Annotated in this window: 37 protein-coding genes and 1 riboswitch; of the genes, 3 read left to right on the top strand and 34 right to left on the bottom strand. The window is 41.4% G+C overall.

What is annotated here, in order from left to right; genetic code table 11:
- Nucleotides 1–30: 30 nt before the first annotated feature.
- Together E4O07_RS01090 and E4O07_RS01085 are read right to left on the bottom strand one after the other, a co-directional pair.
- A complete protein-coding gene (locus E4O07_RS01090) occupies nt 31–315 on the bottom strand; it encodes an acylphosphatase (RefSeq protein WP_253686823.1) in 285 nt (94 codons plus the stop codon).
- On the bottom strand, nt 308–1,141 hold the full coding sequence (locus tag E4O07_RS01085; protein ID WP_253686822.1) for a PHP domain-containing protein: 834 nt from the start codon (nt 1,139–1,141) through the stop codon (nt 308–310). The genes E4O07_RS01090 and E4O07_RS01085 overlap by 8 nt, the downstream gene beginning before the upstream one ends.
- Before the next feature lie 442 nt (nt 1,142–1,583).
- Between E4O07_RS01085 and E4O07_RS01080 the strand changes: the two genes are divergently transcribed.
- On the top strand, nt 1,584–1,946 hold the full coding sequence (locus tag E4O07_RS01080) for a TIGR02328 family protein (RefSeq protein WP_253686821.1): 363 nt from the start codon (nt 1,584–1,586) through the stop codon (nt 1,944–1,946).
- 49 nt (nt 1,947–1,995) lie between these two features.
- Here E4O07_RS01080 and E4O07_RS01075 read toward each other — a convergent pair whose 3' ends face one another.
- The 29 genes from E4O07_RS01075 to tuf form a co-directional block, all read right to left on the bottom strand.
- Complete coding sequence (locus E4O07_RS01075; RefSeq protein WP_253686820.1) at nt 1,996–2,211, bottom strand: hypothetical protein; 216 nt, start codon at nt 2,209–2,211, stop codon at nt 1,996–1,998.
- Entirely contained in the window at nt 2,195–2,734 is a 540-nt protein-coding gene (rplQ, locus tag E4O07_RS01070) for a 50S ribosomal protein L17 (protein WP_253686819.1), read from the bottom strand. Before rplQ ends, E4O07_RS01075 begins: the two co-directional genes overlap by 17 nt.
- A complete protein-coding gene (locus E4O07_RS01065; RefSeq protein ID WP_253686818.1) occupies nt 2,724–3,779 on the bottom strand; it encodes a DNA-directed RNA polymerase subunit alpha in 1,056 nt (351 codons plus the stop codon). The genes rplQ and E4O07_RS01065 overlap by 11 nt, the downstream gene beginning before the upstream one ends.
- A gap of 10 nt (nt 3,780–3,789) precedes the next feature.
- The gene (gene rpsK / locus E4O07_RS01060; protein ID WP_002670039.1) at nt 3,790–4,170 is read right to left on the bottom strand and encodes a 30S ribosomal protein S11; all 381 of its coding nucleotides are present in this window, start codon (nt 4,168–4,170) and stop codon (nt 3,790–3,792) included.
- A 24-nt stretch (nt 4,171–4,194) separates the two neighbouring features.
- On the bottom strand, nt 4,195–4,560 hold the full coding sequence (gene rpsM, locus E4O07_RS01055) for a 30S ribosomal protein S13 (RefSeq protein ID WP_002670034.1): 366 nt from the start codon (nt 4,558–4,560) through the stop codon (nt 4,195–4,197).
- 16 nt (nt 4,561–4,576) lie between these two features.
- Entirely contained in the window at nt 4,577–4,690 is a 114-nt protein-coding gene (gene rpmJ / locus E4O07_RS01050) for a 50S ribosomal protein L36 (protein ID WP_002672206.1), read from the bottom strand.
- 47 nt (nt 4,691–4,737) lie between these two features.
- Nucleotides 4,738–6,054 carry a preprotein translocase subunit SecY gene (gene secY, locus E4O07_RS01045; protein WP_253686817.1) on the bottom strand — a complete coding sequence of 439 codons (1,317 nt, stop codon included), beginning with the start codon at nt 6,052–6,054 and terminating at the stop codon, nt 4,738–4,740.
- Nucleotides 6,055–6,067: 13 nt separating this feature from the next.
- Nucleotides 6,068–6,520 (bottom strand): 50S ribosomal protein L15, encoded by a 453-nt coding sequence (gene rplO, locus E4O07_RS01040; RefSeq protein ID WP_253677316.1) that lies wholly within the window; start codon nt 6,518–6,520, stop codon nt 6,068–6,070.
- Nucleotides 6,520–6,705: a 50S ribosomal protein L30 gene (rpmD, locus tag E4O07_RS01035; RefSeq protein ID WP_253686816.1), complete on the bottom strand. Its 186-nt coding sequence runs from the start codon at nt 6,703–6,705 to the stop codon at nt 6,520–6,522. Before rpmD ends, rplO begins: the two co-directional genes overlap by 1 nt.
- 4 nt (nt 6,706–6,709) lie before the next feature.
- Nucleotides 6,710–7,231: a 30S ribosomal protein S5 gene (rpsE, locus tag E4O07_RS01030; protein ID WP_253677317.1), complete on the bottom strand. Its 522-nt coding sequence runs from the start codon at nt 7,229–7,231 to the stop codon at nt 6,710–6,712.
- Between the two features lie 8 nt (nt 7,232–7,239).
- Nucleotides 7,240–7,602, bottom strand: a complete 363-nt coding sequence (gene rplR / locus E4O07_RS01025; protein WP_253677318.1) for a 50S ribosomal protein L18 — start codon at nt 7,600–7,602, stop codon at nt 7,240–7,242.
- A gap of 10 nt (nt 7,603–7,612) precedes the next feature.
- Complete coding sequence (rplF, locus tag E4O07_RS01020; RefSeq protein WP_253686815.1) at nt 7,613–8,152, bottom strand: 50S ribosomal protein L6; 540 nt, start codon at nt 8,150–8,152, stop codon at nt 7,613–7,615.
- A 10-nt stretch (nt 8,153–8,162) separates the two neighbouring features.
- Complete coding sequence (rpsH, locus tag E4O07_RS01015; protein WP_253686814.1) at nt 8,163–8,561, bottom strand: 30S ribosomal protein S8; 399 nt, start codon at nt 8,559–8,561, stop codon at nt 8,163–8,165.
- Between the two features lie 10 nt (nt 8,562–8,571).
- On the bottom strand, nt 8,572–8,757 hold the full coding sequence (locus tag E4O07_RS01010) for a type Z 30S ribosomal protein S14 (RefSeq protein WP_002670020.1): 186 nt from the start codon (nt 8,755–8,757) through the stop codon (nt 8,572–8,574).
- 11 nt (nt 8,758–8,768) lie between these two features.
- The gene (gene rplE, locus E4O07_RS01005; RefSeq protein ID WP_002670018.1) at nt 8,769–9,320 is read right to left on the bottom strand and encodes a 50S ribosomal protein L5; all 552 of its coding nucleotides are present in this window, start codon (nt 9,318–9,320) and stop codon (nt 8,769–8,771) included.
- Nucleotides 9,320–9,634: a 50S ribosomal protein L24 gene (gene rplX / locus E4O07_RS01000; RefSeq protein WP_253677322.1), complete on the bottom strand. Its 315-nt coding sequence runs from the start codon at nt 9,632–9,634 to the stop codon at nt 9,320–9,322. The genes rplE and rplX overlap by 1 nt, the downstream gene beginning before the upstream one ends.
- Before the next feature lie 9 nt (nt 9,635–9,643).
- Nucleotides 9,644–10,012 (bottom strand): 50S ribosomal protein L14, encoded by a 369-nt coding sequence (rplN, locus tag E4O07_RS00995; RefSeq protein ID WP_253686813.1) that lies wholly within the window; start codon nt 10,010–10,012, stop codon nt 9,644–9,646.
- Between the two features lie 18 nt (nt 10,013–10,030).
- The gene (rpsQ, locus tag E4O07_RS00990; RefSeq protein WP_253686812.1) at nt 10,031–10,303 is read right to left on the bottom strand and encodes a 30S ribosomal protein S17; all 273 of its coding nucleotides are present in this window, start codon (nt 10,301–10,303) and stop codon (nt 10,031–10,033) included.
- A gap of 10 nt (nt 10,304–10,313) precedes the next feature.
- Nucleotides 10,314–10,523, bottom strand: coding sequence for a 50S ribosomal protein L29 (gene rpmC / locus E4O07_RS00985; RefSeq protein ID WP_253677325.1), 210 nt, complete (start codon nt 10,521–10,523; stop codon nt 10,314–10,316).
- A gap of 12 nt (nt 10,524–10,535) precedes the next feature.
- On the bottom strand, nt 10,536–10,955 hold the full coding sequence (gene rplP, locus E4O07_RS00980) for a 50S ribosomal protein L16 (protein WP_002670003.1): 420 nt from the start codon (nt 10,953–10,955) through the stop codon (nt 10,536–10,538).
- 2 nt (nt 10,956–10,957) lie between these two features.
- On the bottom strand, nt 10,958–11,677 hold the full coding sequence (gene rpsC / locus E4O07_RS00975; RefSeq protein WP_253686811.1) for a 30S ribosomal protein S3: 720 nt from the start codon (nt 11,675–11,677) through the stop codon (nt 10,958–10,960).
- A gap of 2 nt (nt 11,678–11,679) precedes the next feature.
- Nucleotides 11,680–12,042 (bottom strand): 50S ribosomal protein L22, encoded by a 363-nt coding sequence (gene rplV, locus E4O07_RS00970; protein ID WP_002670000.1) that lies wholly within the window; start codon nt 12,040–12,042, stop codon nt 11,680–11,682.
- 4 nt (nt 12,043–12,046) lie between these two features.
- Nucleotides 12,047–12,325, bottom strand: coding sequence for a 30S ribosomal protein S19 (gene rpsS / locus E4O07_RS00965; protein ID WP_253677329.1), 279 nt, complete (start codon nt 12,323–12,325; stop codon nt 12,047–12,049).
- Between the two features lie 12 nt (nt 12,326–12,337).
- Complete coding sequence (gene rplB / locus E4O07_RS00960) at nt 12,338–13,168, bottom strand: 50S ribosomal protein L2 (RefSeq protein ID WP_253677330.1); 831 nt, start codon at nt 13,166–13,168, stop codon at nt 12,338–12,340.
- A 33-nt stretch (nt 13,169–13,201) separates the two neighbouring features.
- Nucleotides 13,202–13,486 carry a 50S ribosomal protein L23 gene (locus E4O07_RS00955; protein ID WP_002672216.1) on the bottom strand — a complete coding sequence of 95 codons (285 nt, stop codon included), beginning with the start codon at nt 13,484–13,486 and terminating at the stop codon, nt 13,202–13,204.
- Between the two features lie 2 nt (nt 13,487–13,488).
- On the bottom strand, nt 13,489–14,124 hold the full coding sequence (gene rplD, locus E4O07_RS00950) for a 50S ribosomal protein L4 (RefSeq protein WP_253686810.1): 636 nt from the start codon (nt 14,122–14,124) through the stop codon (nt 13,489–13,491).
- Nucleotides 14,125–14,138: 14 nt separating this feature from the next.
- Complete coding sequence (gene rplC, locus E4O07_RS00945) at nt 14,139–14,765, bottom strand: 50S ribosomal protein L3 (RefSeq protein ID WP_253677332.1); 627 nt, start codon at nt 14,763–14,765, stop codon at nt 14,139–14,141.
- A 57-nt stretch (nt 14,766–14,822) separates the two neighbouring features.
- Nucleotides 14,823–15,131 carry a 30S ribosomal protein S10 gene (gene rpsJ / locus E4O07_RS00940; protein WP_253688106.1) on the bottom strand — a complete coding sequence of 103 codons (309 nt, stop codon included), beginning with the start codon at nt 15,129–15,131 and terminating at the stop codon, nt 14,823–14,825.
- Nucleotides 15,132–15,194: 63 nt separating this feature from the next.
- On the bottom strand, nt 15,195–16,382 hold the full coding sequence (gene tuf, locus E4O07_RS00935; protein ID WP_253686809.1) for an elongation factor Tu: 1,188 nt from the start codon (nt 16,380–16,382) through the stop codon (nt 15,195–15,197).
- A gap of 258 nt (nt 16,383–16,640) precedes the next feature.
- On the opposite strand from tuf, the gene E4O07_RS13400 reads away from it, so the two are divergent.
- Nucleotides 16,641–16,775 carry a hypothetical protein gene (locus E4O07_RS13400; RefSeq protein ID WP_256487921.1) on the top strand — a complete coding sequence of 45 codons (135 nt, stop codon included), beginning with the start codon at nt 16,641–16,643 and terminating at the stop codon, nt 16,773–16,775.
- Nucleotides 16,776–16,917: 142 nt separating this feature from the next.
- On the opposite strand, the gene prtP is transcribed toward E4O07_RS13400, so the two are convergent.
- From prtP to prcB, 3 genes are all read right to left on the bottom strand, one after another.
- A complete protein-coding gene (gene prtP / locus E4O07_RS00930) occupies nt 16,918–19,188 on the bottom strand; it encodes a dentilisin complex serine proteinase subunit PrtP (RefSeq protein WP_253686808.1) in 2,271 nt (756 codons plus the stop codon).
- Between the two features lie 10 nt (nt 19,189–19,198).
- On the bottom strand, nt 19,199–21,067 hold the full coding sequence (gene prcA, locus E4O07_RS00925) for a dentilisin complex subunit PrcA (protein WP_253686807.1): 1,869 nt from the start codon (nt 21,065–21,067) through the stop codon (nt 19,199–19,201).
- Nucleotides 21,068–21,152: 85 nt separating this feature from the next.
- Nucleotides 21,153–21,722: a dentilisin complex subunit PrcB gene (gene prcB / locus E4O07_RS00920; protein ID WP_253686806.1), complete on the bottom strand. Its 570-nt coding sequence runs from the start codon at nt 21,720–21,722 to the stop codon at nt 21,153–21,155.
- Nucleotides 21,723–21,889: 167 nt separating this feature from the next.
- Nucleotides 21,890–22,073: riboswitch (cobalamin riboswitch) on the top strand.
- 159 nt (nt 22,074–22,232) lie between these two features.
- Here prcB and E4O07_RS00915 point away from each other — a divergent pair.
- Nucleotides 22,233–23,228 carry an ABC transporter substrate-binding protein gene (locus tag E4O07_RS00915; protein WP_253686805.1) on the top strand — a complete coding sequence of 332 codons (996 nt, stop codon included), beginning with the start codon at nt 22,233–22,235 and terminating at the stop codon, nt 23,226–23,228.

The following is a 23,228-nucleotide window of genomic DNA, read 5'->3' as shown; positions in this document are numbered from 1 at the left end:
TTAAGATGTTTGAATGTAGGTTTAAGTTTATTATACTTCAATTCGGAAGTCAGCATATCCTTTCACCTGAACTTCTTCGGAACTAAGGCTTTCAACACGGGCATAGGGATGCTCGTGTTTGAGAGCATAAACAAATTCTCCGAGAGTTTCCGTATCGGCTTCTGCAAGAATCTCTACCGAGTAATCTGCACGATTGCACACCCAACCTTTTACTTTAAGGCTCCTTGCAAGAGAACGCGTCCAATAACGGAAGCCCACACCTTGAACCCTGCCCTTGACTATAATATGAAGAGCTCTCAAATTTTCTTTATTCATTGGCTGCTATAAGTTTAGAAGAGTCCAAATATTCAAAACCCAGGGCTTTAGCCGGATCTATGGGCTTAATTCCTATACTCTTAGCAAAAGCTATTGCATTCCTACAGCCCAAAATAGTATGCTCAGGAAAATGAGCATCGGAATTACAGATAATTCTTGCCCCCATATCCCAAGCAAGCTCCCAAAACTGCCGGACAGGGTAAATAAACTCATCAGCTCCGGCACGTTCAATCTTTCTTTTAAAAGTGCCGTAACCGTTTATTTCTATAGGCATATCAAGATCAATAGCTGCCTGAATCAAAGCTTTGGAGCAAGCCATGTGATCGGCATCTATCTTTGAAACATTCGCCAAAAAAAGATCGGGGTGAGCCAAAAAATTATAAAGCCCGGATCTCATCCCGTCAATTGTAAAATCTATATATCCGAAAAGTTCTTTTTTTGTAAGATTAGGTGCATATTCCAATACTCCTTCAGAATCATACCAGTGGGAACCCAAAACCAAAAAATCGGATTTCATTTCTCCTCTTAAAAAATCCTTGTACCAGTTCTTATAGCGAGGATGCCACTCGCACTCAAAGCCGAAATATACCGGGAAGGGCGCATCAATAACGGCTTCCTCCACCATGCTCTTATAGAGATTTATCTCATACTCTCCCATACGGCAATAATCCCATGAAGAATCGGGATAGGGGCAATGGTCCGAAAAACCTAGGGCCGAACAGCCGTCCTTTATAGCTTCTTTTACATAATCGACGGGCCTGCCGTCAGCATGTTTACACAAATAAGTATGGGTGTGGAAATTGCTTATTAAGTTGCTTTCTTTCATCAACATAATTTTATTTATTATGGAAGTCTTTGTCAATCGGAGAATATAGCGGCAAACACATCATCGTTTTATCCTCGCAAAAAACGTAGGCTGTTCAACCCGCCTTTCGCCGCTATGCGGCTGCAAGAGGGGTATTCACAGCCTATTTTTTTGCTATTTTATTTAACCCCATGATGCGTTTGCCCTTTTTTGAAAAATGTGCGAAATTTTGTTTAAAATTTCGCACAGAAAGAAGGCAACCGCTTCAGAAACATTCCGGTGCAGTTGCCTTAATAGAAGAATAAAATATAGAATTTTGTGAAAATAAAGTCAAAAATAGTCGGAATTTTGTGATTTTTTTTAATAATTTTTACCGGAATTTTGTGAAAAAATGCTTGAAAAAGGCCGGAATTTTGTGATACAGTTTCTACATAAAACAAAAAATATCATAGAGTGTTAAAAAATGAGACTATGGCACCAAGACCTGATACAAAGACTACCGACACAGCAGCTATTAGGCCAGCACAGAGAATGCTGTGCATTACGAGGAAACGGCTGGGGGAAAAAGCATTCTGTAGTAGACTATGTATTTTTATATTCACCGTACAAACTTTTTCAATACCATAAACTGGTAATGGAAGAGATGCACAAAAGAGGCTATAAGGTTTCAGAAGAATGGTTAGATCAAAATTACAGAGGAAAAAAATGTCCGCCATACGAGGACCTAAAAAAAATCAAAAAGACCTATCCTATTTACAAGGAACATGATGAAAAATATATGCAGGAATGTATCACTAATCTCCATGGAAAAAACATAGAGATATAAAAAAACGCCCGCATCCAAGGCGGGCGTTGTGCAAAAAAGGCTTAATAATTTATTCGGCCGATGCTTCAGCCGGTTTTTCTGCAGATGGTTCGGCAGCCTTTTTATTCTTGATGTTTGCTCTGCATATTTTGCAGATCTTTGATTTTGCACCGTTAATCTCTTGTTCGTATAAAACTTTGATTCCGGTTTTGTTACATACGGGGCATACCCCGCGTCCGCGGTTTTGCTCTGCGCGGATACCCTTACCTCTATGAGCCTTTGACACGGTTGTACCTCCGATTTGATGAACTATCTACTACCTGGTCGGTATTCTTTTTGTGTTCAGATTCACTCTTTGATGATTTAAAGCCTGCTTCTTTTTTGGAAGCTTTCTTGTCATCGGATTTTTTTGAATCATCTTTTTTCTTTGTATCCTTTTCCTTTTTTTCAAAGTCATAGTCTACAAGTTCCAAGATAGCAACATCAGCTGCATCGCCTTCACGGAAGCCGATTTTTAAGATCCGGGTGTAACCGCCGTTTCTGTCTTTCATTCTAGGACCGATATCGCTGAATAGTTTTTTTACAATATCATCATCCCAGATATACTTTGCAGCATGCCTTCGGTTGTTGAACGTATCAACCTTTGAGCGGGTAATCAATTTTTCCGCAGTTCGGCGTACTTCCATCGCTTTTTGTTTTGTTGTCGTAATCCGCTCGTACTTAAATAGCGATGTAACCATATTTCGGTGCAAAGCACGGCGATGTGCAGTTGTACGCGAGAGCGGATTAAAGCCGTTCTTATGCTTCATCTGTTTCTTCCTTCTGTCTTGATACTTTTATCGTATTTTTTAGATGACTGTAATCAGTCATACCCAAGCGCAAATTGTATTCCGCTAACTTAGCATGAATTTCATTCAAAGTCATTCTGCCGACATTGCGCATACTTTCGATCTCATCTTCCGACTTTTGAGCCAACTCGCCGAGAGTTTTAATACCGGCAGAGTCCAAGCAGTTTTTAGCCCGAACGGAAAAATCGAGAGTAGTAATCGAGGTTGCTAAAAGCTGCTTTATTGCCGCTTCTTCATCATCATCTTCATCTTCACCAAGATAATCATTTTCGTTAAAATTAATAAAGATGGAAAAATGATCTTTTGCAATTTTTGCAGCTTCGCCCAAAACATCCTCAGGTCTGACTGTGCTGTCAGTCCAAATTTCAAGGATGAGCTTATCGTAGTCGTTTCTTTGTCCTACTCGGCAAGGTTCAATAGAATAGCTTACCTTTAGAACAGGACCGTAGATTGCGTCCATCGGAATGGTTCCGACAATTTCAATGTATTTTTCATTAACTTCTGCCGGTACATAACCTCGGCCGAAATCTACTTGAACATCAAACGAAACATTAGCACCCTTCATCAATTCCATAACATGGAAAGGTTCGCCTAAAATTTCAAGCTGTCCTTCAACGGCAAAATCTTTGCTGGTTATCGACGCAGGCCCCTTAAATTCAAAATGAAAGTCACCTTGTTCCGATTCATCCGATAAACGGAGGCGGATCTGCTTTAGCTTATTCAAAATTTCCAGCGTATCTTCAGAGACATTCGGAATATTTTCAAACTCACTTGAAATCGTATGGGGTACTCCGTCGGCATCATGCGATGTTATAAGCACTGCCGATATGGCATAACCTTGAATAGAGGATAATAAAATTCTCCTCAAACAATTTCCGATTGTGGTTCCAAAACCTGTCTCAAAAGGGGATGCCGTAAACTTACCATAGCTTTCGGTTGATTCTTGCTGAGCAAATTCCAAGCCTTTCGGCTTCTTAAATCCTTTTAAAAGATTTTTACGGGCCATTCACGTCTCCTTATATTCGGCGCGTCTTCTTGGGACGGCAGCCGTTGTGCGGAATGGGAGTTACATCGCTGATTGAGCGAACCTTTAATCCCATTGTTCCAAGCGTTCTGATAGCCGATTCACGGCCGACTCCGGGTCCTTTTACAAAAACATGAACCTCATGCAAGCCGTAGGGCTGGCATTTTTGTACAGCTGTTTCTGCAACGGTCTGAGCCGCAAAGGGTGTCGATTTTTTGGCACCGGCAAAGCCTAAGCCGCCTGAAGATGCCCATGAAAGAACATTTCCCTTTAAGTCGGTTATCGTAATAATTGTGTTATTAAAGGTTGCTTGAATATAAACATTGCCTTCATATATGCTTTTCTTTTCTTTTCTTTTCTTTACAGTAGCCATGTTTTTAATTACCTCCAACCACGATTATTTCTTCTTACCGGCAACGGTCTTCTTCTTACCCTTGCGTGTTCTGGCATTTGTCCTAGTTCTCTGTCCGCGTACCGGGAGACCCTTTCTGTGTCTTTGTCCTCGGTAGCATCCGATATCCTGAAGACGCTTGATATTTAAAGCCACTTCGGTTCGAAGGCGGCCTTCTACCTTGTATTCTCTGTCAATCACTTCACGGATTGCAGCTAATTCGGCTTCATCCAAATCATTCATTTTTTTCATCGGATCAACCTTTGTGGCTTCACAAATTTTGTTTGCCGATGAAGTCGAAATTCCATAAATGTACGTTAATGAAACATTAACATGTTTATTAGGGAGGTCAACTCCCGCAATACGAGCCATTATCCAGTGTCCTCCGTTAACCTTGTCTTTGTTTATGCTTCGGGTTTGTACAGATTATCCGTACTATTCCGTTGCGCTTAATAACCTTGCATTTATCACAAATAGGCTTTACACTTGTTCTAACCTTCATATCCACTCCTTTAAAGAATGTATTTTATATCATTCTTAAAAAAAATTCTATAGGTTCCTTGATCTAATCTTGCCTTTTTTAAGCAAGCCGTCATGATGGTGCATTTTAAGCAATGCTTCAACTTGGCTCATGGTATCCAAGTCAACACCAACCAAAATAAGCAGTGAAGTTCCGCCCATCAACATCGAAATATTTCTGGGGAAACTAAATGCCCACTGAATTACAGTAGGAAGTACCGCAATTGCAGCCAAATAAAGCGAACCGGGCAATATCAACCTGTTTAAAATCTTCTGTAAATATTCTTCAGTTTTGTCGGTTCTGATTCCCGGAATCGATCCGCCGTTTTCCCTTATTTGTTTTGCTATTTCCGTGGGGTTAAGTGCAACCTGTGTATAAAAGTAAGCAAAGAAAACAATCAAAACAACATATAGAATGTTATAGCCCCAGCCGTCTGCACGCAAAAATCTTGCAACTGCAGCCAACCAAGAAACATTCGGACCCCACATCTGTGAAAGCATGAGGGGGAAGGTCAAAAATGACGAAGCAAAAATGATGGGGATAACACCTGAAGGGTTAATCTTGAACGGAATATAAGTATTCTGTCCGCCATACATTTTTCGGCCGATAACGCGCTTTGCATAATGAACCGGTATTTTGCGCTGACCTTGTTGTTCGTAAACAACCAAGGCTATGATTCCGACAAACATTGCAAAAGCAATAATTACGAACACAAGGTTCAATTCGTTAGTGCTTACAAGCTTGATCAATTCCCAAACAGCCTGAGGAAGACGGGCAACGATACCTGCAAAAATCAACATTGAAATACCGTTTCCGATACCTCTTGCAGTAATCTGCTCACCCATCCAAACGGTAATCATGGTACCTGTTGTTACCGTAACCATCGTAATAAACAAGTGTAAAACAGGACTTGAAATTACAACGGCACCCGGAATTGCTCTGGCCCATGTACCGACAGCGGAAGATTGAAGAAGGGCAACAAAAACGGTTATGATTCTTGTCCAAACCTGAATCTTTTTGCGTCCTCCGTCTTCTTCCGCTATTTTTTTAAGGCGCGGGAAAATAATCATGGCAAGCTGCATCAATATCTGAGTCGAAATATAGGGCATTACACCGAGCATAAATACCGAAAAGTTCGAAAATGCTCCTCCGACAAAGAAGTCCATGTGATCTGCAAAAGCATTTCCCTGACCTTGACGGAAATACATTGTAAGAGCCCTAGGATCGATACCGGGGATGGTGAGTACCGAACCTAAGCGGAAAACTGCTAAAACTATGATCGTAAAGAAAATACGGTTTCGTAAATCCTTTATTTTGAACATATTTGCAACTACATTATTAGCCATTTTTTACCGCCTTTTATGCTTCAGACTGAACTATTGTTCCGCCTGCCTTTTCTATTTTTTCCTTAGCTGATGCAGAAATCTTATCTACATCAACCGTCAATTTTTTTGTTATATCTCCTGTTCCCAAAACTTTAACATAAAGAGAACCTTTTCGGAGAAGCCCTTTCTGCATTAAGGACTCTTTGTTTACGGTTTCACCATCGCTGTACTTTGTTTCGAGCATGGTAAGGTTTACAACATAGAATTCCTTTTTAAAAGGATAGTTTGAAAATCCTTTTTTTGCAACACGTCGGTACAAGGGCATCTGACCTCCTTCAAAGCCGGCATAAACCTTGCCGCCTGAACGGGCTTGCTGACCCTTATGTCCCTTTCCGGAGGTTTTACCCCAGCCGGAAGAAGAACCGCGTCCTACAATCTTCTTTTTATGAGTTGCTCCTGCAGGAACAGTTAAATTAAATTCGGACATTAGTTTAACTCCTTAACTTCAACCAAGTGAGCAACGCGTTTTACCATACCTAAGACGGCAGGATTTGCATCATGCTCAACTGTGGAATTAAGCTTTCTTAATCCCAAAGAGCGGATAGTCGAACAAACCGGCTGCTTTTGACCGATTGTACTTTTTACTAATTTTACACTAATTCTCTTTGCCATTTACTTACCCCCATACATCCAAAAGGGTTTTTCCGCGGTTTTTAGCAATCTTTTTGCCGTCCATCAAAAGACTTGCAGCATCAAAGGTTGCCTTAACTACGTTTACTGCGGAGCTTGATCCCAAAGACTTTGAAAGCAAGTCGGTAGCACCGGCAGCTTCCATAATAGCACGGATTGTACCGCCTGCGATAATTCCCGTACCGGAACAAGCAGGGCGCAAAAGAACTTCAGAGCCCTTGAACTTGCCTTGAACCTCATGAGGAATCGTACCGTTTTTAAGCGGAAAGGTTACCATATTGGCTTTTGCCTTTTCGATACTCTTTCTGATAGCATCGCTTACATCATTTGCCTTACCGAAACCGTATCCGACTCGTCCTTTTTGATCGCCGACAACAGTCAGAGCAGAAAAGGAGAACCTGCGTCCGCCCTTTACAACCTTAGCTGTTCGGTTCAATTTAACAAGCTTTTCAACATATTCTTTATCGGTATGCTGGTTATCTCGTTTTGATTCTTTTTGATGACTCATAACCTCTCCTAAAACTTAATTCCTGTTTTTCTTGCACCGTCGGCAACGGCCTTTACAACACCGTGGTAAAGATATCCGTTCCTGTCAAAAACAACAGTGTCAATATTTTTTTCCTTGAGGCGCTTGCCGATTTCTTCACCGACCTTTGCCCCAGATTCAACATTAACCTTAAGCGATCGAAGATCTTCTTCCATTGTAGAAACGGCAGCCAATGTCTTGCCCTCTACATCGTCAATAACCTGAACCGAAATGCGCTTATTGCTTCGGAAAACGGTCATGCGCGGGCGTTCTGCAGTACCGAAAATAGACTTTCGAATGTGCATCTTTCGCTTAAATCTTTTTCTATCTTTATCATTACGTTTTTTGTCCATAATACTACCCTTACTTTACACCGGACTTACCGACTTTTCGCTTGATGATTTCGTCTTCGTAACGAATTCCCTTGCCCTTATAGGGTTCAGGGCCTCTCAACTTTCGTACCTGAGAAGCAAACTGACCGACTGCTTCCTTTGAATTTCCGGAAATAATAACCTTTAACTGATCAACCTTTACTTCAATTCCTTCAGGAATAATAACTGAAAAGTCGTTTGAATAACCTAGGGCCATTACAAGGAGTTTGCCTTGAACTTCAGCTCTATAACCTACACCATTGATTACCAAGGTTTTTGTAAAGCCTGTGCTTACGCCGGTTACCATGTTGCTGAGAAGGCTTCGGTATAAACCGTGATAAGCCCTTGTCTGAAGGGCATCATTTTTTCTTGTTACAAGAACATGGTCGCCTTCAATCTTAAAGTCAACAGCTTCGGTATGATAGCTTTGTGAAAGTTTTCCCTTGGGGCCTTCAACGGTAAAAGTACCGTTTGCAACATTTACTTTTACACCTGCAGGAATAGCAACAGGCATTTTTCCAACTCTTGACATATTGCTCCTCCTACCAAACCTTGCAAATAAGCTCGCCGCCTACTTGGCTTTCGCCGGCAGCTTTTCCGGTAATGATACCCTTTGAAGTCGATACAATAAGAGTACCGTAGCCGTTAAAAACTCTCGGTAAGCTCTTATAACCTAAATATACTCGGCGGCCGGGTGTTGAAACTCTTTCGATTCCGTGAATAACCGAAGATTCTTTATCATCGTATTTTAAGAATACACGGATATTGCTTGCCCCTTCTTGGGTCATCTTTTTAAAGTTTTTAATATAACCTTCCGATTTAAGAATACTGATAATTTCCCATTTCATTTTTGAAGAAGGAACATCAACCGATTCGTGACCGGCGGAAGCAGCATTTCTAATTTTAGTGAGCATGTCTGCTATTGGATCTGAAACACTCATTATCTACCTCCTACCAACTTGACTTTGTAACGCCGGGGATTTGCCCTTCGCTTGCTAATTTTCTAAAACAAACACGGCACATCTTGAATTTTCGCAGATAACCTCTGGGGCGTCCGCAAACCTTACATCTGTTATACTGTCGTGTCGGATACTTCGCTTTTCTGTTAGCTTGATTAATTTTTGCAACTGTAGCCATGAAATCCTCTCTTACTTTCTAAAGGGCATACCAAACTTTGCAAGAAGCGATCTTGCCTCTTGATCAGTCTCGGCAGAAGTTACTACGTTCACATTCAATCCTGAAATGCGTTCGATCTTGTCGAAGTCGATTTCGGGGAAGATGATCTGCTCGGTAATACCCACTGAATAGTTTCCGCGACCGTCAAAACCGTTCGGGTTAACTCCGCGGAAATCCTTAACACGCGGCAAAGCAACATTGATAAAGCGATCTAAGAATTCATACATTCTGGCACCGCGTAATGTTACCATTGCCCCAATCTCATTTCCCTCACGAAGTTTAAAGTTTGCTATACTCTTTCTTGCCTTTGTTTTCACAGCTTTTTGACCGGTGATTGTTTCAAGGTCAGTTACTGCAGCATCAAGTAGTTTCCTATTCGTGAGAGCTACACCAACACCCATGCTTACTACGACTTTTTTAAGCCGAGGAATTTGCATAACAGAACTGTAGTTAAATTCCTTTTTAAGCTCGGGCATGATTTGTTCTGTATAGACTTTCTTAAGCCGAGGTACGTAATTACTCATTATAACGTTTCTCCACACTTACGGCAAACTCTTATTTTTTTGCCGTCCTTTATTTCGTATGCAATTCGGGTTTTGCCGCATTTTTTGCATATAATCATAACATTGGATGCAGATATCGGAGCTTCAATTTCTACAATTCCGCCCTGATCCTGCTGGCTTCTTTTGCGCATGGCTTTTTTTATCATATTAAGCCCGCCGACGATAACCTTGTTATCTTCCTGCAAGACCTTTACGACTTCGCCCCGCTTGCCCCTTTCCTTACCGGCAATGATTTCAACACTATCATTGCGGTGAATTTTCATCTTTCCTGCCATAAACTCTCCTTAAAGAACTTCCGGAGCAAGAGAAACTATCTTCATGTAATCATGATCACGAAGTTCTCTGGCTACAGGGCCGAAAATACGTTTTCCCTTAGGGTTTTTATTATCGTCGATGATTACGCAAGCATTATCATCAAAACGAATATAAGTTCCGTCGGGACGACGGTATTCTTTTGAAACACGCACAATAACGGCTTTTTGTACCGCGCCCTTTTTAATAACCGATGTAGGCAAGGCTTCTTTAACTGCCACAACGATTATATCCCCAATACCTGCATATCTGCGTTTTGATCCGCCGATAACCTTAATACATTCGACGAGTTTAGCGCCTGAGTTATCGGCAACGTTTAATCTTGTTTCAACCTGTATCATTTACCTTAACTCCTTGCCTTACTTAGCCCGCTCAATAACTTCAGTAAGCATCCAAGCCTTATCCTTACTGATAGGCTTATGCTCTACAATTCTTACCGTATCGCCGATGTGAGCTGTGTTCTCTTCATCGTGCGCCTTGTATTTTTTACTGCTCGATACGTATTTTTTGTAAAGCTTATGAAGCTTTTTGGTTCGGACTTCAACAACGATGGTTTTTTCCATCTTGTCGCTTGTTACGATTCCGACAAACTCGCGCTTCCCGATTTTTTTTGTGTTTTCTGTTTTTTCCACGGGTTAGCTCCTAATTTGCACCTTCGCCTGCCAATTCTTTTTGGCGGATAAAGGTATTTAACATCGCTATTTCACGACGCATAATTCTCTTTTCAAGAGGGTTATCCAAATGGCCTACCACAGCTTGAAATCTCAAATCCATGTATTTTTGCTTTAGATCATTGCGTTTTGAAACAAGTTCCTTATACGACATTTCTCTGTACTTTGACTTCTTTTTCATTTTAAACGCTCCTTAGTCGGCCTGAATCTGCTCGGCAAACCTTGTCTTAAAGGGAAGCTTGCTTCCTGCCAAGGTCATAGCTTGTTCGGCCAAATTCTTATCAACGCCGGCTAATTCAAAAATAATAGTTCCGGGTTTTACAACCGCTACCCAGTATTCGGGGGCGCCTTTTCCGCCGCCCATTCGAACTTCAGCGGGTTTTTTTGAATATGGTTTATCCGGAAAAACTCGAATCCACAATTTTCCGCCTCGCTTAATCTTACGATTCAAAGCAACACGGGCAGCTTCAATTTGTCTGTTTGTAAGCAAAAAAGGCTCAAGAGAAACTAAGGCGTAATCGCCGAAATCGATGTTGTTGCATCGTGTAGCTTCGCCCTTGATTCTACCGCGCTGAACCTTTCTATGTTTTACACGTTTGGGACTGAATGCCATAATTATTGCCTCCCTGCTTGAGCGGGTTTTTCAGATCGGGGTCTTCTTTGCTTTTTGAGCAAGGCGCCTGCATCTTCTTTTTGTTCTCCGCCAAACATCATTCCGCTGTAAAGCCATACCTTAACACCTATCTTTCCGTAGGTTGTATCGGCTTCAGCAAAACCGTAGTCTATATCTGCCCGAAGTGTGTGAAGAGGAACTCGTCCTTCCTTCATTTCTTCGGTTCGCGACATTTCAGCACCGCCTAAGCGTCCTGAAATTCTAATCTTTATTCCTTGAGCACCGGACCTCATCGTATTAAAACAAGCCTGCTTTAATACCTTTCGGAAAGAAGCTCTTCCGGCAAGCTGGCGTGCAACGTTTTGAGCAACTAAAGAAGCCCTTAATTCGGCTCTCTTTACTTCCTTAATCTTAATCTGCACTTTTTTGCCTAGCTTTTTCTGTACAATGGCTCCGATATTTTCGATATTGGCGCCTTTTACACCGATTATAACGCCCGGGCGAGCCGTATGAATCATAATTGTAATCCTCTGGGGATGACGGATGATTTCAACTTCGGCAATGTCGGCATTTTTGCATTCAGGAATTTCCTGAATCATAGCTCGAATTTTTAAATCCTCAAGCAACAAGTCGGCATAATTTCGGGGGCCTGCATACCAGCGAGACGACCAAGTTTTGTTTATACCAAGTCTTAATCCTGTAGGGTTTACTTTCTGTCCCATATCTACTCTCCTGCTCTCTCGTCAACGACAACTGTGATATGACACATTCGCTTTAAGAGAATGTCCGCACGGCCCTTGCCGCGACACCAAATTCTTTTTAGCCTAGGCCCTTCGTCAATCATAATTTCCTTAACAAAGAGCATGTCTTCATCAAGCTGCTTATTTTTGTAAAGAGCATTTGAGGCAGCCGATTTCATTGTCTGAGAAATTAAGACGGCTCCCTTTTGCGGCATATTTTCCAAAATAGCCATTGCTTCCGGATAGGGCTTGTTTTTTACAACATTTGCTACCGGTCTTACCTTGGTAGGTGATGCAATAAGAAATTTAGTTGTTGCTCGATATCCTGTTCTTTCAGTCATCTTCATTCACCTATCTTCCAACCTTCTTGTCAGAGTTTGCATGCTTGCGGAATGTGCGCGTAGGAGCAAACTCTCCAAGTTTATGTCCAACAAGATTCTCGGTTATATAAACCGGAATCCACGTCTTACCGTTATGTACCGAAATAGTGTTACCGACCATTTCAGGTATAATTGTAGAACAGCGGGAATAAGTCTTAATCGGCTTCTTTTTGCCCGATCTGTTCATCTCGTTTACGTTCTTAAAAAGACTCTTTGCAATAAAAGGTCCCTTTTTAACTGATCTTGACACTTTTGCAACCCCCTACTTCTTCTTCTTTCGTCTTGAGACAATGAAGCTATCCGAAGGATTGCGCTTCTTGCGGGTCTTATAACCCTTACAAGGCTGACCCCAAGGAGTAACGGGATGTCGTCCCTTTCCTCGTCCTTCACCGCCTCCGAGGGGGTGATCAATCGGGTTCATAGCCATACCGCGAACGGTGGGTTTAATTCCAAGCCATCTTGATCGACCGGCTTTGCCAAGACTTGTATTCATGTGATCTTCATTGCCGACTTCGCCTATTGTTGCATAACATTTTTTGTTTACCAAGCGAGTTTCTCCGGAAGGCAACTTTATGGTAACATATTCACCTTCTTTTGCAGCAACCAATGCGCCGGCACCTGCCGAACGCGCCATTTGTCCGCCTCTTCCGATTGTAAGCTCAATATTGTGCACGGTAAAGCCGACGGGAATTGCTTCCAAAGGAAGAGCATTTGCAACATCCAATGTAGCCATTTCGCCGCTCATAACTTTTTGACCGATTCTTAAACCCTTGGGAGCGATGATATATCGCTTTTCTCCATCAGCGTAAAAAATCAATGCAATATTTGCACTGCGGTTAGGATCATATTCGATTGTCCTTACAGTGCCCGGAATACCATATTTGTTTCGCTTAAAATCGATTTGTCGGTATTTCTGTTTATGTCCGCCGCCTTGGCCTCGAACTGAAATGCGTCCTCTTGAATCGCGTCCTGCTCTGTTCTTTTTGCCTGTAGTCAAGGACTTTTCAGGCTTTTGAGCTGTAATTTCATCTTTTCGCAAATCAATTCGTCCGCGCAATCCGGGCGTCATCGGCTTATATTCTTTTAGAGCCATTTTGCTATCCCCTTAGCATAAGCACATTAAGGCTTACGCACCTTCAAAAATCTTAATCGTCTCGCCCTTAGCAAGTTTTACGGTTGCCTTTTTCCAAGATGAAGTTTTACCTTCCTTGTAGCGGAGACGTTTAGTCTTTCCTCGAACATTAACAACAGTACAATCGGTAACTTTTACATTGAACAATCTTCGTACTGCTTCCTTTATCTGAATCTTGGTAGCCTTTGGCGCTACTTTGAAAACATATTTGCCCTGCTCGCGAAGTTCTGTGCTTTTTTCGGTAAGAACAGGCGCGATAAGTATATCATTGTATTCCATTATTATTCGGCCTCCTTACATCCGTAAAAATCGGAAAGATTTTTTGCGGCAGATTCAAGCACGATAACTTTTCGGCCGTAGAATAAATCATGGGCTCGAAGGCGGTTATATGCCAAGAATGAAAGATGCGGAATATTGCGTCCTGCTCTTTTTACCAAGGAATCGTCGTCCTTTAGAATAACAACAGTGCGCTCGTCCTTTGCAAAGTTATTTAAAATCTTTACAAGGTCGCGTGTTTTACCGCTTTCTACCGTAAAATCTTCAACAACCACTAACCTGTCGTTCTGAGCTTTAAGGCTCAAAATTGACTTCATAGCCAATCTTTTTGCTTTTTTAGGCATAGAATAGCCGAAATCTCTCGGTTTAGGTCCAAAAATAGTTCCTCCTCCGACTAAAAGAGGGGATTTTTTATCACCGCGTCGTGCGCGTCCTGTACCTTTTTGGCTGTAAGGCTTGGAATTTGAACCGTGAACCTCAGCTCTGCCCTTTGTACAAGCCGTTCCGACTCGTTTATTGGCTAGTTCATTATTGATGGCGTAGTAAATAACATCATCATTTACGGGAAGACCGAACACCTTGTCATCAAGATTAATTGTCCTCAATTCTTTACCATCGACTGAATAGACTTTCTTTTCCATGTCTTCTACCGTCCTTATTTAGCCCGCTTTACTGCGGATTTTAAGAATACAGTTGCATCCTTTTTACCCGGAACAGAACCGCGAACCATTATAACACCCAATTCAGGATCAATCTTTACGATTTGCAAATTTTGAACGGTAACCTTGTCAAAACCCATTCTTCCGGGCATTGTCGTATTTTTAAAAGAACGGCCCGGAGTTGTACAGTGTCCCGTCGAACCTGCTTCACGGTGAAACTTAGAACCATGGCTTGCTCTACCGCCTCCATAGCCCCATCGCTTCATAACACCCTGAAAACCTTTACCTTTTGAAATTGCCGTAATGTCTAAATACGGAACCTTTTCAAAAACCTCTACACCGAGTTTATCACCTACTGCAACTTCTTTGTCAAAATCACGGAATTCCTTTAAAAGTTTTAAAGGCTTAATGTCTCCGCTGAACTGTCCTGCATAGGGTTTACTGGTGTGCTTTTCTTTGAGTTCACCCAAGCCGAGCACTACTGAAGAGTATCCGAACTTTTCCTTGTCCTTTAGTGCAACAACGGTATTGGGTTCTACCTGAATAACTGTAACCGGCATAAGGTGACCGACTTCATTGAAGATTTGGGTCATACCGATTTTTTTTCCAATCAGTCCAATCATTTAATTTCTCCTAAGGTACGCACCCCTGATTAAAGGCCGTCTACCATTAATTAAATCTTATTGTTTAATTTCTACATCAACACCGGCTGAAAGTTCCAATGCCAATAAGGCATTCATAACATCCGCCGAAGGTTCGATAATATCGATTAACCTTTTGTGCGTTCGCATTTCAAACTGCTCACGTGACTTTTTGTTTACGTGGGGTGAGCGAAGCACTGTAAATTTGTTAATCCGAGTGGGAAGCGGGATAGGACCGCAAACCTTTGCGCCTGCTTTTTGAACAGCCTGTACAATAGCCTTTGAACTCTGATCAACCAATTCTACATCGAATCCGCGAAGCTTTACGCGAATCTTTTCCTTTGTCATCATTCCCTCCGAAGAGATGCAAACGGCACTTACAAAAGCGCAAGCGCCGTTTTTTTGCATCATTTATTCGATAACTTCAGTTACCTGACCCGAAGCAATAGTTCGTCCGCCTTCGCGAATAGCGAGTTTAAGACCTTGATCCATAGCTATGGGGTGAATAAGTTCACCGATAATCTTTGTATTATCGCCGGGCTTAACCATGTCTGTTCCTTCAGGAAGGTTTACAGTTCCTGTGATATCGGTTGTTCTGAAATAGAACTGAGGTCTGTAACCTGAGAAGAAGGGACTGTGTCGTCCGCCTTCCTCTTTTGAAAGAACGTAAATCTGAGCTTCAAATTTGGTGTGAGGATGAATTGAACCGGGTTTAGCGAGAACTTGTCCGCGTTCAACTTCTTTCTTTTCAATACCTCTCAAGAGAAGACCTACGTTGTCTCCGGCTTCTCCCTGATCAAGAAGCTTGTTGAACATTTCGATACCCGTAACAACAGTCTTCTTTGTGGGGCGGATACCGACGATTTCAACTTCTTCGTTCATCTTGATGATACCGCGTTCGATTCTTCCTGTAACAACTGTTCCTCGACCCTGAATTGTGAAGATGTCTTCAATGGGGAGAAGGAAGGGTTTTTCGGCATCTCGAACAGGATCCTGGAAGTAGCTGTCCATTGTCTGGAGCAATTCTTCGATACAGGCTGTATCTTCGGCAGGAGCGCCTTCCTGAAGAGCTTTAAAAGCAGAACCCTTAATAATAGGCGTATCTTCAGGGAAGCCGTAAGAAGCCAAGGTGTCTCGAACTTCTTCTTCTACCAACTCTACAAGGTCGGGATCATCAACAAGGTCAATCTTGTTGAGGAATACGATGATTGAAGGTACACCTACCTGTCGGGCAAGAAGCAAGTGCTCTTTTGTCTGGGGCATAACCGAGTCCGGAGCGGAAACTACGAGAACACCGCCGTCCATCTGGGCAGCACCCGTGATCATGTTCTTAACATAGTCAGCGTGGCCGGGGCAGTCGATGTGTGCATAGTGTCTCTTATCGGACTGATATTCCAAGTGTCGGGTATTGATAGTAATACCGCGCTCTTTTTCTTCCGGCGCATTGTCGATCTCGTCATATTTTAGAAGCTTATCACCGTACTTCTTTGCACAATACGTAGTGATCGCTGCCGAAAGAGTGGTCTTACCATGGTCAACGTGACCGATGGTACCAACATTCATGTGAACTTTCGTTCTGTTAAATTTTTCCTTTGCCATGAGATCCTCCTAAAAGACGTAGGCAAGTCTAATATTTCCCGCATTAAAAATGACGAGATTAAAAAGTTAACCGGTCTTTCGTAACCGAAAAACAAGCTTAACAAAGAAACAAACCGGAGAAACATAAAGCAGTGATTAAAATCAGATAAGATTTAAGCATTTTCTCTATTTTATAGAAAGAAAAACGCTTTTTATCCACCGCCCATAGGTTTTCGGACAGCATTCGGACCCACCTGATCACCTTAAACCGTAACTCCGATGACTGGTTTGGCATCCTGCGAAGTTTTAAAGAATTCTTCCCTTATTTGTATAAATGAGGGCGGCATACGCCTGCCTAAAAGGCTTTACGGCAATGCAAAACTTCTAAAGAATACCGATCTAAAGCCTTTTTAGGCCTTAAATCATAATGTAAATATCAGCGTTCTTTATACCATAAAGAAAAAAAAATGTCAATAGTAAAATCGTTTTGTTTTAAGGAAAAAAGGCAGCGTACTTAAAACAGCACACTGCCTATACTTAAGTTATAATCCCTTTTTTACGGGTACTCTACATAGAACCAATCTTCATCAGTGTTTGCAGAACCTATAGGATGAGCCACAAGGTTACAGGCATACTTTTGCTGCCAGGCATTACCTTTTAATTTTGCAGCAGCAGCCGTGTCATCGTCTTCGTGGCTGTCATTTGTTACAGCATTATTCGGTGACCGTGCCGGATCATCGAGGCTCTCATCTCCGGGAAGAGGAGCTCTGTCAATACTTATAACGTAGTTTTTAGAACCTGTAAGAGCACCATAGCCGGTAATTTTTACGTAGTACGTTTTACCATGTTCAGCCTCAAAATAAGCCGTATCAAGGGCATCGTAATCATACCTTAAAATCGGTTGGGCATTTGCAGGGAGATCACCTGAGGCATCAGCCTTGTAAACGGTGATTATAGTATCGGTTTTATCATTACCGCCGTTATAATGAAGATTTTTAACGGTCGAAACAAAGACAAGCTTCTTATTAAACTGGAAGGTAATATTCTTATCGGCATCCCCCATAGTAAAGGTTTCTTTTTTTACCTCACCGAAGAAAGAAGTGTAAACCGAATATGAACGGTCTTTAATTAAACCCTTAAATGCGGGAGACTCACCTCCATAACCTGCAACATAGGCTAGAGGAGCCTTGGTAACTTCATCTACAAGAGTAATCTTAGCCGGAACTATATCGTTTGAAATACCGTCATTATTTTGTACGGCAACCTTAACTTCTGCCTCGCTATAAATATCATTAGCCGGAGAAACATTACCGTCTTTTAATGCCTTTGCAGCCTTGTACACATTAACGCGTCCGTGTCCTAAGCTGTCGGTAAAACCTGTTGCCCCTTCAATCTTATCGCAAGTTTTTTCAAGCAAGGTTTTAATTTGATAGGGGGTCAAGTTATGAGCCTCAGGGAAGGAAAGAAGATAAGCCAAAGTACCTGTTACAAAGGGGGTCGCCATCGAGGTACCGCTCATAGTTTCATAAGAGTCGTTACCATAGATACCGCAAGACTTAATACCGTCGCCGGGAGCGGAAACGCTTATCCATGCACCGGAATTGCTGAAATGCACTTTTTTGTCTTTACCGTTGGTAGCTCCAACTGCCAATACGCCCGGGAAGGCTGCAGGATAAGCTGCCGTGTATCGGCCTTCGTTACCCATAGCAATTACCGGGAGTATATTGTGTTTTACTGCATTGGTTAAAACCGCAAATGCAAATTCGGAGCCGTAAGAGCCGCCCAAGCTCATGTTTACGGGAACCGTTTTTTGGGTAATTTGAAAATCTGTGCCTCGTAAATAAGATGGCAAGGCAGCATTCTCTGCCGGGGTTCTATCAGCCTTTGCTTTACGCAAGATTGTAACCATCTTTGTAAGGTCGGCCATTGCGCCGTAAACAGACCAAGTCCTACCGCTGCCTTCAACTCCCAGCGATTGATATGAAATGAGTTTTGTGTTTTTCCATGCAACGCCGGCGATACCGATATTATTATTACCGCGAGCGGCGATAGTGCCCGAACAGTGCGTGCCGTGTGCTCCCTTATCCCAGTTTAGTCCGATAGGAATTTCGGTAAAGGGGTTTCCATCACCGATATATGTACCACCGGTACCATCGGTAGCGCAGGATTTTGCATACAGCACTATCGACTCTCCGTTTTCATCTTTAAAATCTTTATGCTTCATGTTTATACCGGTATCTATAATACCTGCAACTACGGTTTTATCCCCATACCCGATTTCCTCATATGCCTTTAAAGCCTCGGTTATCGAAAGTCCGTAATCGGAATTGTGAGCTATAGGGTCATTCAGGTAGTTTCCATCCGTAAGCCCGTAGGTTCCTTCACCGGCAGGGTCCACAAGCTGAGTGTTTTGATTATTTACCTTAGTACCGTCAGGCTCTGCAACCTTATAATCATGCTCGGCTGAAAGCACTCCTTCTACCGAAGCTGCAAGGGATAGATTTTTTTTATCATTTCCTTCCTTATTAAGATACCAGTAAGTAAAACCCGTACCTGCAAGAGAAATCTTTCCCTTGACTGCAAAACCCTTTTCTTCAAAAAGAGCCTTATCAAAGCCGTCCCTTGTCTTAACGATAAAGAACCCGTCAACTATATCTTCATCCTTGGGTGCATAATTTGCACCATTCGGCAATTCAATTGACGAACCGCTTATATCTTGCGACGTATGCCCGCCGTATACTCCCGAACCGGCATTATACATGCCTAAATTACAGGAAGAAAGGATTAAAGTCATTGCAATTAAAAAGAATAATATTTTTTTCTTCATATCAAACCTCCTATTCGGTAATTACCAAGGTAAACCTGCCGTTTACGGCATTGGAACCGCTTGAACTGTTGTTTCCCATAGACCTAGATTGATTAGACCCATACATTTTAACTATTCTTAAGGCCCTGTCGTCGTCTAGTCTATAAGGATCTTTTCCCCAATCCTGTATATCCCATTGGTAGTTTACACCTGCTTGATATTCCATGGGAGCGCCTTTAGCTACATTAAAATTAGGTATTTTTACAAATTTAGCGGTAATGGTGATAAGGCCGGCAGCAGAGTCAACCTTTATAAGGTCATCAAGGCCAGTAATTCCGTAATAGTTTTGTAGCGGCGCAGCGAGGTGCTGCTTATATGAAAAACGCTTAACGTCTCCCGGAGCGAACCCTATGGTATCAATCCATAAGTCGGGAGTACCATCGCCGCCGTCAAACACATAGCGGAATTTTGAGCCGAATACAGGCTCACCCTGTCCGTCAAGAATCAATATACCAAGATCACACCAATCGGCCTCTTCCTTAGTTAAGAGCTTGGGGTTACTTATCTTACAGGAGTAAGATATGCCTGAGGCTTGAGCAACAGGAACCTGTTTGCGGTTCTTAGGCTCTTCCAAGGTGTAGGTAAAGGATTCCATAATCTTACCGGTAAGCACTCCGGATTCCAAATTGCCGTTTGCAGTAAAGGCCCTAATCTTATACTCGTACTCCTTACCTTCTTCAAGCTCCGAAGATGTATCAAAACCTTGATGAACTTCCCAACCGGGCCTGGTTTTCGTCTTTGGTGCATCGTAATGAGTCCTGCTTACGAATTTAAACTCATCGCTTGCTCCTCTTTCTTTACGGTATAAATCAAAACCTATAATAGGAATCTTAGCAGAAGTAGTCTTATCAACAACTTGGAAAACAACAACTGCCATATAAGAGGAATTTTCACCTCCGATGGGCATTAAGGCAGCAGGATTTAAACCGCTCTCGGCACTTAATTGAACCAACCCCTGATCAGGGTCAGCCGAAAAGGTATTATTTGTAAAGGGAACCCTTTCCATAATCATAAAAGGATCGTCGAATTCTGCGTTTGCAAGATCGTTTCCTGCAGGGGTTTTATTAAATTTTACCGGAATGTGTTTTTCGACCCTGTTGTTTGCGATATCGTAACCTACTATTACAAGTTCCGTATCGCCGTTAGGCAATGAAGCATGTTCTATGTTAAAGACATATTCTGACTTAAAAATTCCGTCATTAGGATCAGAGTCCGGTATGTAATAACCGTAAATACCGCTTGAACCTGAAGGGACAGCTCCTATTCCGAGCTTTGCTCCAAAGCCGCTCCAAGCAACATCTTCTACAGCACCTACCTTTGAGGTAAATTCTACATAAACATGTTTTACAGCGTCATTAATAGTATAACCGTCGGTTATATCGGAAATCAAGTTAAAGTCGATATCGAGACCCATCACCTTTTCGATACGGGGGGGGGTAACACCTCTTGTTATCTGCCCATGTTTAAACTGAAATATTGTCAGCTTTTGCTGCAATACTTTATCCACATAATAGTCTTGAATCAGTGAACCGGCCCACTTTCCCTTTTCTCCAGCAAGACTGATGTCATATTTTTTCCCGGAAGTAAGTACCAAGCTTGCTCTTCCATTGGATACAGAAACAGAGGAATAAACTGTATGATTGGTTTCACAGTCAATTACATTTAGCTTTGTACCGTCAACCACAGTTCCTCCAATCGAATCTACAACAAAGATATCTAAAAAGGCAATCCCGTCTTCCGGCCCGAAATGTTGACCTGCTTCATGAAAACAAGATCCAAGCAGCACAGTCAAAACAATAACAACAAATAACGCAAAAGCGTTCCATTTTTTTTGTGACATAAAAGTCCCCCTTATTTATCAAAATAATCTAAAAAATGTCATCCATAAGTAAATATTTTTTATACCAAATAATACCTTAAATCATTTAAAAATTAGATTTATATTTTTTCTTTTTATTATTCCCTTTAACCTCAATAAAGATATCATCATAAGGATCTGCATCCACAGCAACTATCAAATAGGGATGTGTAAAGGCCTGAGTAACTATATCCATAGGCCCCGGAGCCGATACCTCAAAAACAAACTTTATAATCTTACCTGACTTTGTTGCAGACACAGGAATAATGGAATAACCTCCCGTGCTAAAAGGCCCTGCTTCAACTATAACTACTGCCTTTTTGGAAAAATCTATTACTGGAGCCTTTACGGAATCTGCATATAAAATGGAATAAAGCTTATCAAGATCTTCTTGTAACCGAATAATTGATGAAAGACCTTCCTTAAAGTTATTTCCTTGAGCTAAAATTTCATAAGCGATCTCAACAATTTTCAGCGAAGATTTATCGGCTTCTTCAATTTTTTTTAAATCAGAATCAATGCTTCTTTTAAATGTTTTATCGGATTTTGTTGCAGAAATTTCGGAAAATTTCTTAGGCGTAGTTTTACAGCCAAACAAACTTAAAAATATAAATAACAATACAACATGATATTTCATGTAAGAAGTGTAACACAATTGATTATATTAAACAAGACTTTTTTTTCATATTTTTGGGAATTTTTATAAAAATAATTAAAATTATAGTGTAAATCTTAGTTTTATTATAAAAACGGCGATAAATTATAGCCTTGACATTAATCTACAAAAGCATTAAAATCGGACGCGACATTTCAAACCTTTCAGGTGCCGAAATTCGGTTAAAAGGGAAGTACGGTGTAATTCCGTCACGGTCCCGCCGCTGTAAGAGAAGAGTCTTTTTAAAATATGTCACTCGAGAGGAATCGGGGAAGGCTTAAAAAGATGATGAAGCTCGAAGTCAGAATACCTGCCTGTAGAGGGCTTAAACCTTGTGCTTTACGAGCGATAAAGTACCGGACGCTTGAAGGAACTTATAGCCTTTTTGTTTTCTCTATAAACTAATAAGATCCCCAAAGTATCTTTGTACCTGCTGCATAAACTCAAGTCTTTTAAGTTTGAAACCGTAAAATTAACACATTTGGGGGAAGTATGAAAAAAACTTTTTTTTACTCACTACTGCTAGTATCGGCAGTTTTGTTTTTTTTAGGGTGCAGTCCTAAAGAAAATCAATCACAAAATTCCGGCAAAACGATGCCGAAAGCGGATGGACAGTATTATCCTGTAACAATCACGACTTATAACTATGCGGCAGAACCTATCGAGCTTACATTTGAAAAAGCCCCTGAAAAAGTCGCTGCCTTTTACCAAAGCCCGATAGAAACTATGCTTGCACTCGGACTTTCAGACAAACTCATTTTAGCTGTCGGTCTTGATGATCCTGTAAAAGATGAATTTAAAGAAGCTTTTAGCAAAGTAGATTACCGTGACAAACGCCCTACAAAAGAAGAGGTTATCGACATGGAGCCCGATTTTATTTTTGCATGGTCATCTTTATTCGGCGAAAAACGTTATGGGGATGTAAATTTTTGGCATGATAGAGGTACAAAAACCTATATATGGCAAAATTCCGGCTTAAAAAAACAGGATTCTCTCGAAAATGAATATCAGGATATTCTTAACATAGGTAAAATTTTCAATGTAGAAGACAAAGCGCAATCGATTGTCGATAAGATGAAAGGCGAAATTGAGGCAGCAAAAAAACATGTTGAAGGAAAAACAAAAGTAAAGGCTATAATAATTGAGGTAGAAAAAGAAGGGCAATACCGTGTTTATGGAGAAAAAACAATCGGCGGACAAATTGCGATGCAAGTCGGGGCAGACCTTGTGGGCAAAGAAAAAAACGGCATAGGAAAAGAGGAGCTTATAGAGCTTAACCCGGATGTTATATTTACCGTTTATTTTGGAGACTATATTGAAAAAGATCAATCTATAGAAATGCTGACAAAAGATAAGGCCTTACAAAGCATAGCAGCAATTCAAAATAAAAAAGTTTTTCCGATTAATTTAAGTGAGGTTTATGCAAGCGGCATAAGAACCTATGACGGAATAAAGACTATCATTTCAGGTCTATATCCTGACCTATAA

Source organism: Treponema sp. OMZ 798 (genome assembly GCF_024181385.1).
In the GTDB taxonomy this organism is placed as follows: Bacteria; Spirochaetota; Spirochaetia; order Treponematales; family Treponemataceae; genus Treponema_B.
Note: the sequence above shows the minus strand (reverse complement) of the source record. Positions and strands in the feature narration are given on the sequence as shown.

Coding starts and splice junctions, on each gene's coding strand:
- rplC (WP_253677332.1), bottom strand. CDS start 14,765: ATGATTGGACTGATTGGAAAAAAAATCGGTATGACCCAAATCTTCAAT.
- E4O07_RS01010 (WP_002670020.1), bottom strand. CDS start 8,757: ATGGCTACAGTTGCAAAAATTAATCAAGCTAACAGAAAAGCGAAGTAT.
- rplV (WP_002670000.1), bottom strand. CDS start 12,042: ATGAAGATGACTGAAAGAACAGGATATCGAGCAACAACTAAATTTCTT.
- rplN (WP_253686813.1), bottom strand. CDS start 10,012: ATGATACAGGTTGAAACAAGATTAAACGTTGCCGATAACTCAGGCGCT.
- rpsM (WP_002670034.1), bottom strand. CDS start 4,560: ATGGCTCGTATTGCGGGAGTTGACCTCCCTAATAAACATGTTAATGTT.
- rplB (WP_253677330.1), bottom strand. CDS start 13,168: ATGGCTCTAAAAGAATATAAGCCGATGACGCCCGGATTGCGCGGACGA.
- secY (WP_253686817.1), bottom strand. CDS start 6,054: ATGGCTAATAATGTAGTTGCAAATATGTTCAAAATAAAGGATTTACGA.
- E4O07_RS01065 (WP_253686818.1), bottom strand. CDS start 3,779: ATGGCCCGTAAAAATCTTTTAAAAGGATTTAAGAAGCCGAAAGGCTTG.
- rplP (WP_002670003.1), bottom strand. CDS start 10,955: ATGGCATTCAGTCCCAAACGTGTAAAACATAGAAAGGTTCAGCGCGGT.
- prtP (WP_253686808.1), bottom strand. CDS start 19,188: ATGAAGAAAAAAATATTATTCTTTTTAATTGCAATGACTTTAATCCTT.
- rplR (WP_253677318.1), bottom strand. CDS start 7,602: ATGGACAAAAAACGTAATGATAAAGATAGAAAAAGATTTAAGCGAAAG.
- rpsC (WP_253686811.1), bottom strand. CDS start 11,677: ATGGGACAGAAAGTAAACCCTACAGGATTAAGACTTGGTATAAACAAA.
- rpsE (WP_253677317.1), bottom strand. CDS start 7,231: ATGAGTCATCAAAAAGAATCAAAACGAGATAACCAGCATACCGATAAA.
- rpsH (WP_253686814.1), bottom strand. CDS start 8,561: ATGAGTGTTTCAGATCCAATAGCAGACATGCTCACTAAAATTAGAAAT.
- rpsJ (WP_253688106.1), bottom strand. CDS start 15,131: ATGACAAAGGAAAAGATTCGCGTAAAGCTTCGCGGATTCGATGTAGAA.
- prcB (WP_253686806.1), bottom strand. CDS start 21,722: ATGAAATATCATGTTGTATTGTTATTTATATTTTTAAGTTTGTTTGGC.
- E4O07_RS00915 (WP_253686805.1), top strand. CDS start 22,233: ATGAAAAAAACTTTTTTTTACTCACTACTGCTAGTATCGGCAGTTTTG.
- rplD (WP_253686810.1), bottom strand. CDS start 14,124: ATGGAAAAGAAAGTCTATTCAGTCGATGGTAAAGAATTGAGGACAATT.
- rpmC (WP_253677325.1), bottom strand. CDS start 10,523: ATGAAAAAGAAGTCAAAGTACAGAGAAATGTCGTATAAGGAACTTGTT.
- rplX (WP_253677322.1), bottom strand. CDS start 9,634: ATGGCAGGAAAGATGAAAATTCACCGCAATGATAGTGTTGAAATCATT.
- rpsK (WP_002670039.1), bottom strand. CDS start 4,170: ATGGCTACTGTAAAGAAAAGAAAAGAAAAGAAAAGCATATATGAAGGC.
- E4O07_RS13400 (WP_256487921.1), top strand. CDS start 16,641: ATGACTGGTTTGGCATCCTGCGAAGTTTTAAAGAATTCTTCCCTTATT.
- prcA (WP_253686807.1), bottom strand. CDS start 21,067: ATGTCACAAAAAAAATGGAACGCTTTTGCGTTATTTGTTGTTATTGTT.
- rpmJ (WP_002672206.1), bottom strand. CDS start 4,690: ATGAAGGTTAGAACAAGTGTAAAGCCTATTTGTGATAAATGCAAGGTT.
- rpmD (WP_253686816.1), bottom strand. CDS start 6,705: ATGGCAAAGAGAATTAGTGTAAAATTAGTAAAAAGTACAATCGGTCAA.
- rplQ (WP_253686819.1), bottom strand. CDS start 2,734: ATGAAGCATAAGAACGGCTTTAATCCGCTCTCGCGTACAACTGCACAT.
- rplE (WP_002670018.1), bottom strand. CDS start 9,320: ATGAGTAATTACGTACCTCGGCTTAAGAAAGTCTATACAGAACAAATC.
- E4O07_RS01085 (WP_253686822.1), bottom strand. CDS start 1,141: ATGAAAGAAAGCAACTTAATAAGCAATTTCCACACCCATACTTATTTG.
- E4O07_RS01080 (WP_253686821.1), top strand. CDS start 1,584: ATGAGACTATGGCACCAAGACCTGATACAAAGACTACCGACACAGCAG.
- tuf (WP_253686809.1), bottom strand. CDS start 16,382: ATGGCAAAGGAAAAATTTAACAGAACGAAAGTTCACATGAATGTTGGT.
- E4O07_RS01090 (WP_253686823.1), bottom strand. CDS start 315: ATGAATAAAGAAAATTTGAGAGCTCTTCATATTATAGTCAAGGGCAGG.
- rplO (WP_253677316.1), bottom strand. CDS start 6,520: ATGTCCGAATTTAATTTAACTGTTCCTGCAGGAGCAACTCATAAAAAG.
- rplF (WP_253686815.1), bottom strand. CDS start 8,152: ATGTCAAGAGTTGGAAAAATGCCTGTTGCTATTCCTGCAGGTGTAAAA.
- E4O07_RS00955 (WP_002672216.1), bottom strand. CDS start 13,486: ATGGAATACAATGATATACTTATCGCGCCTGTTCTTACCGAAAAAAGC.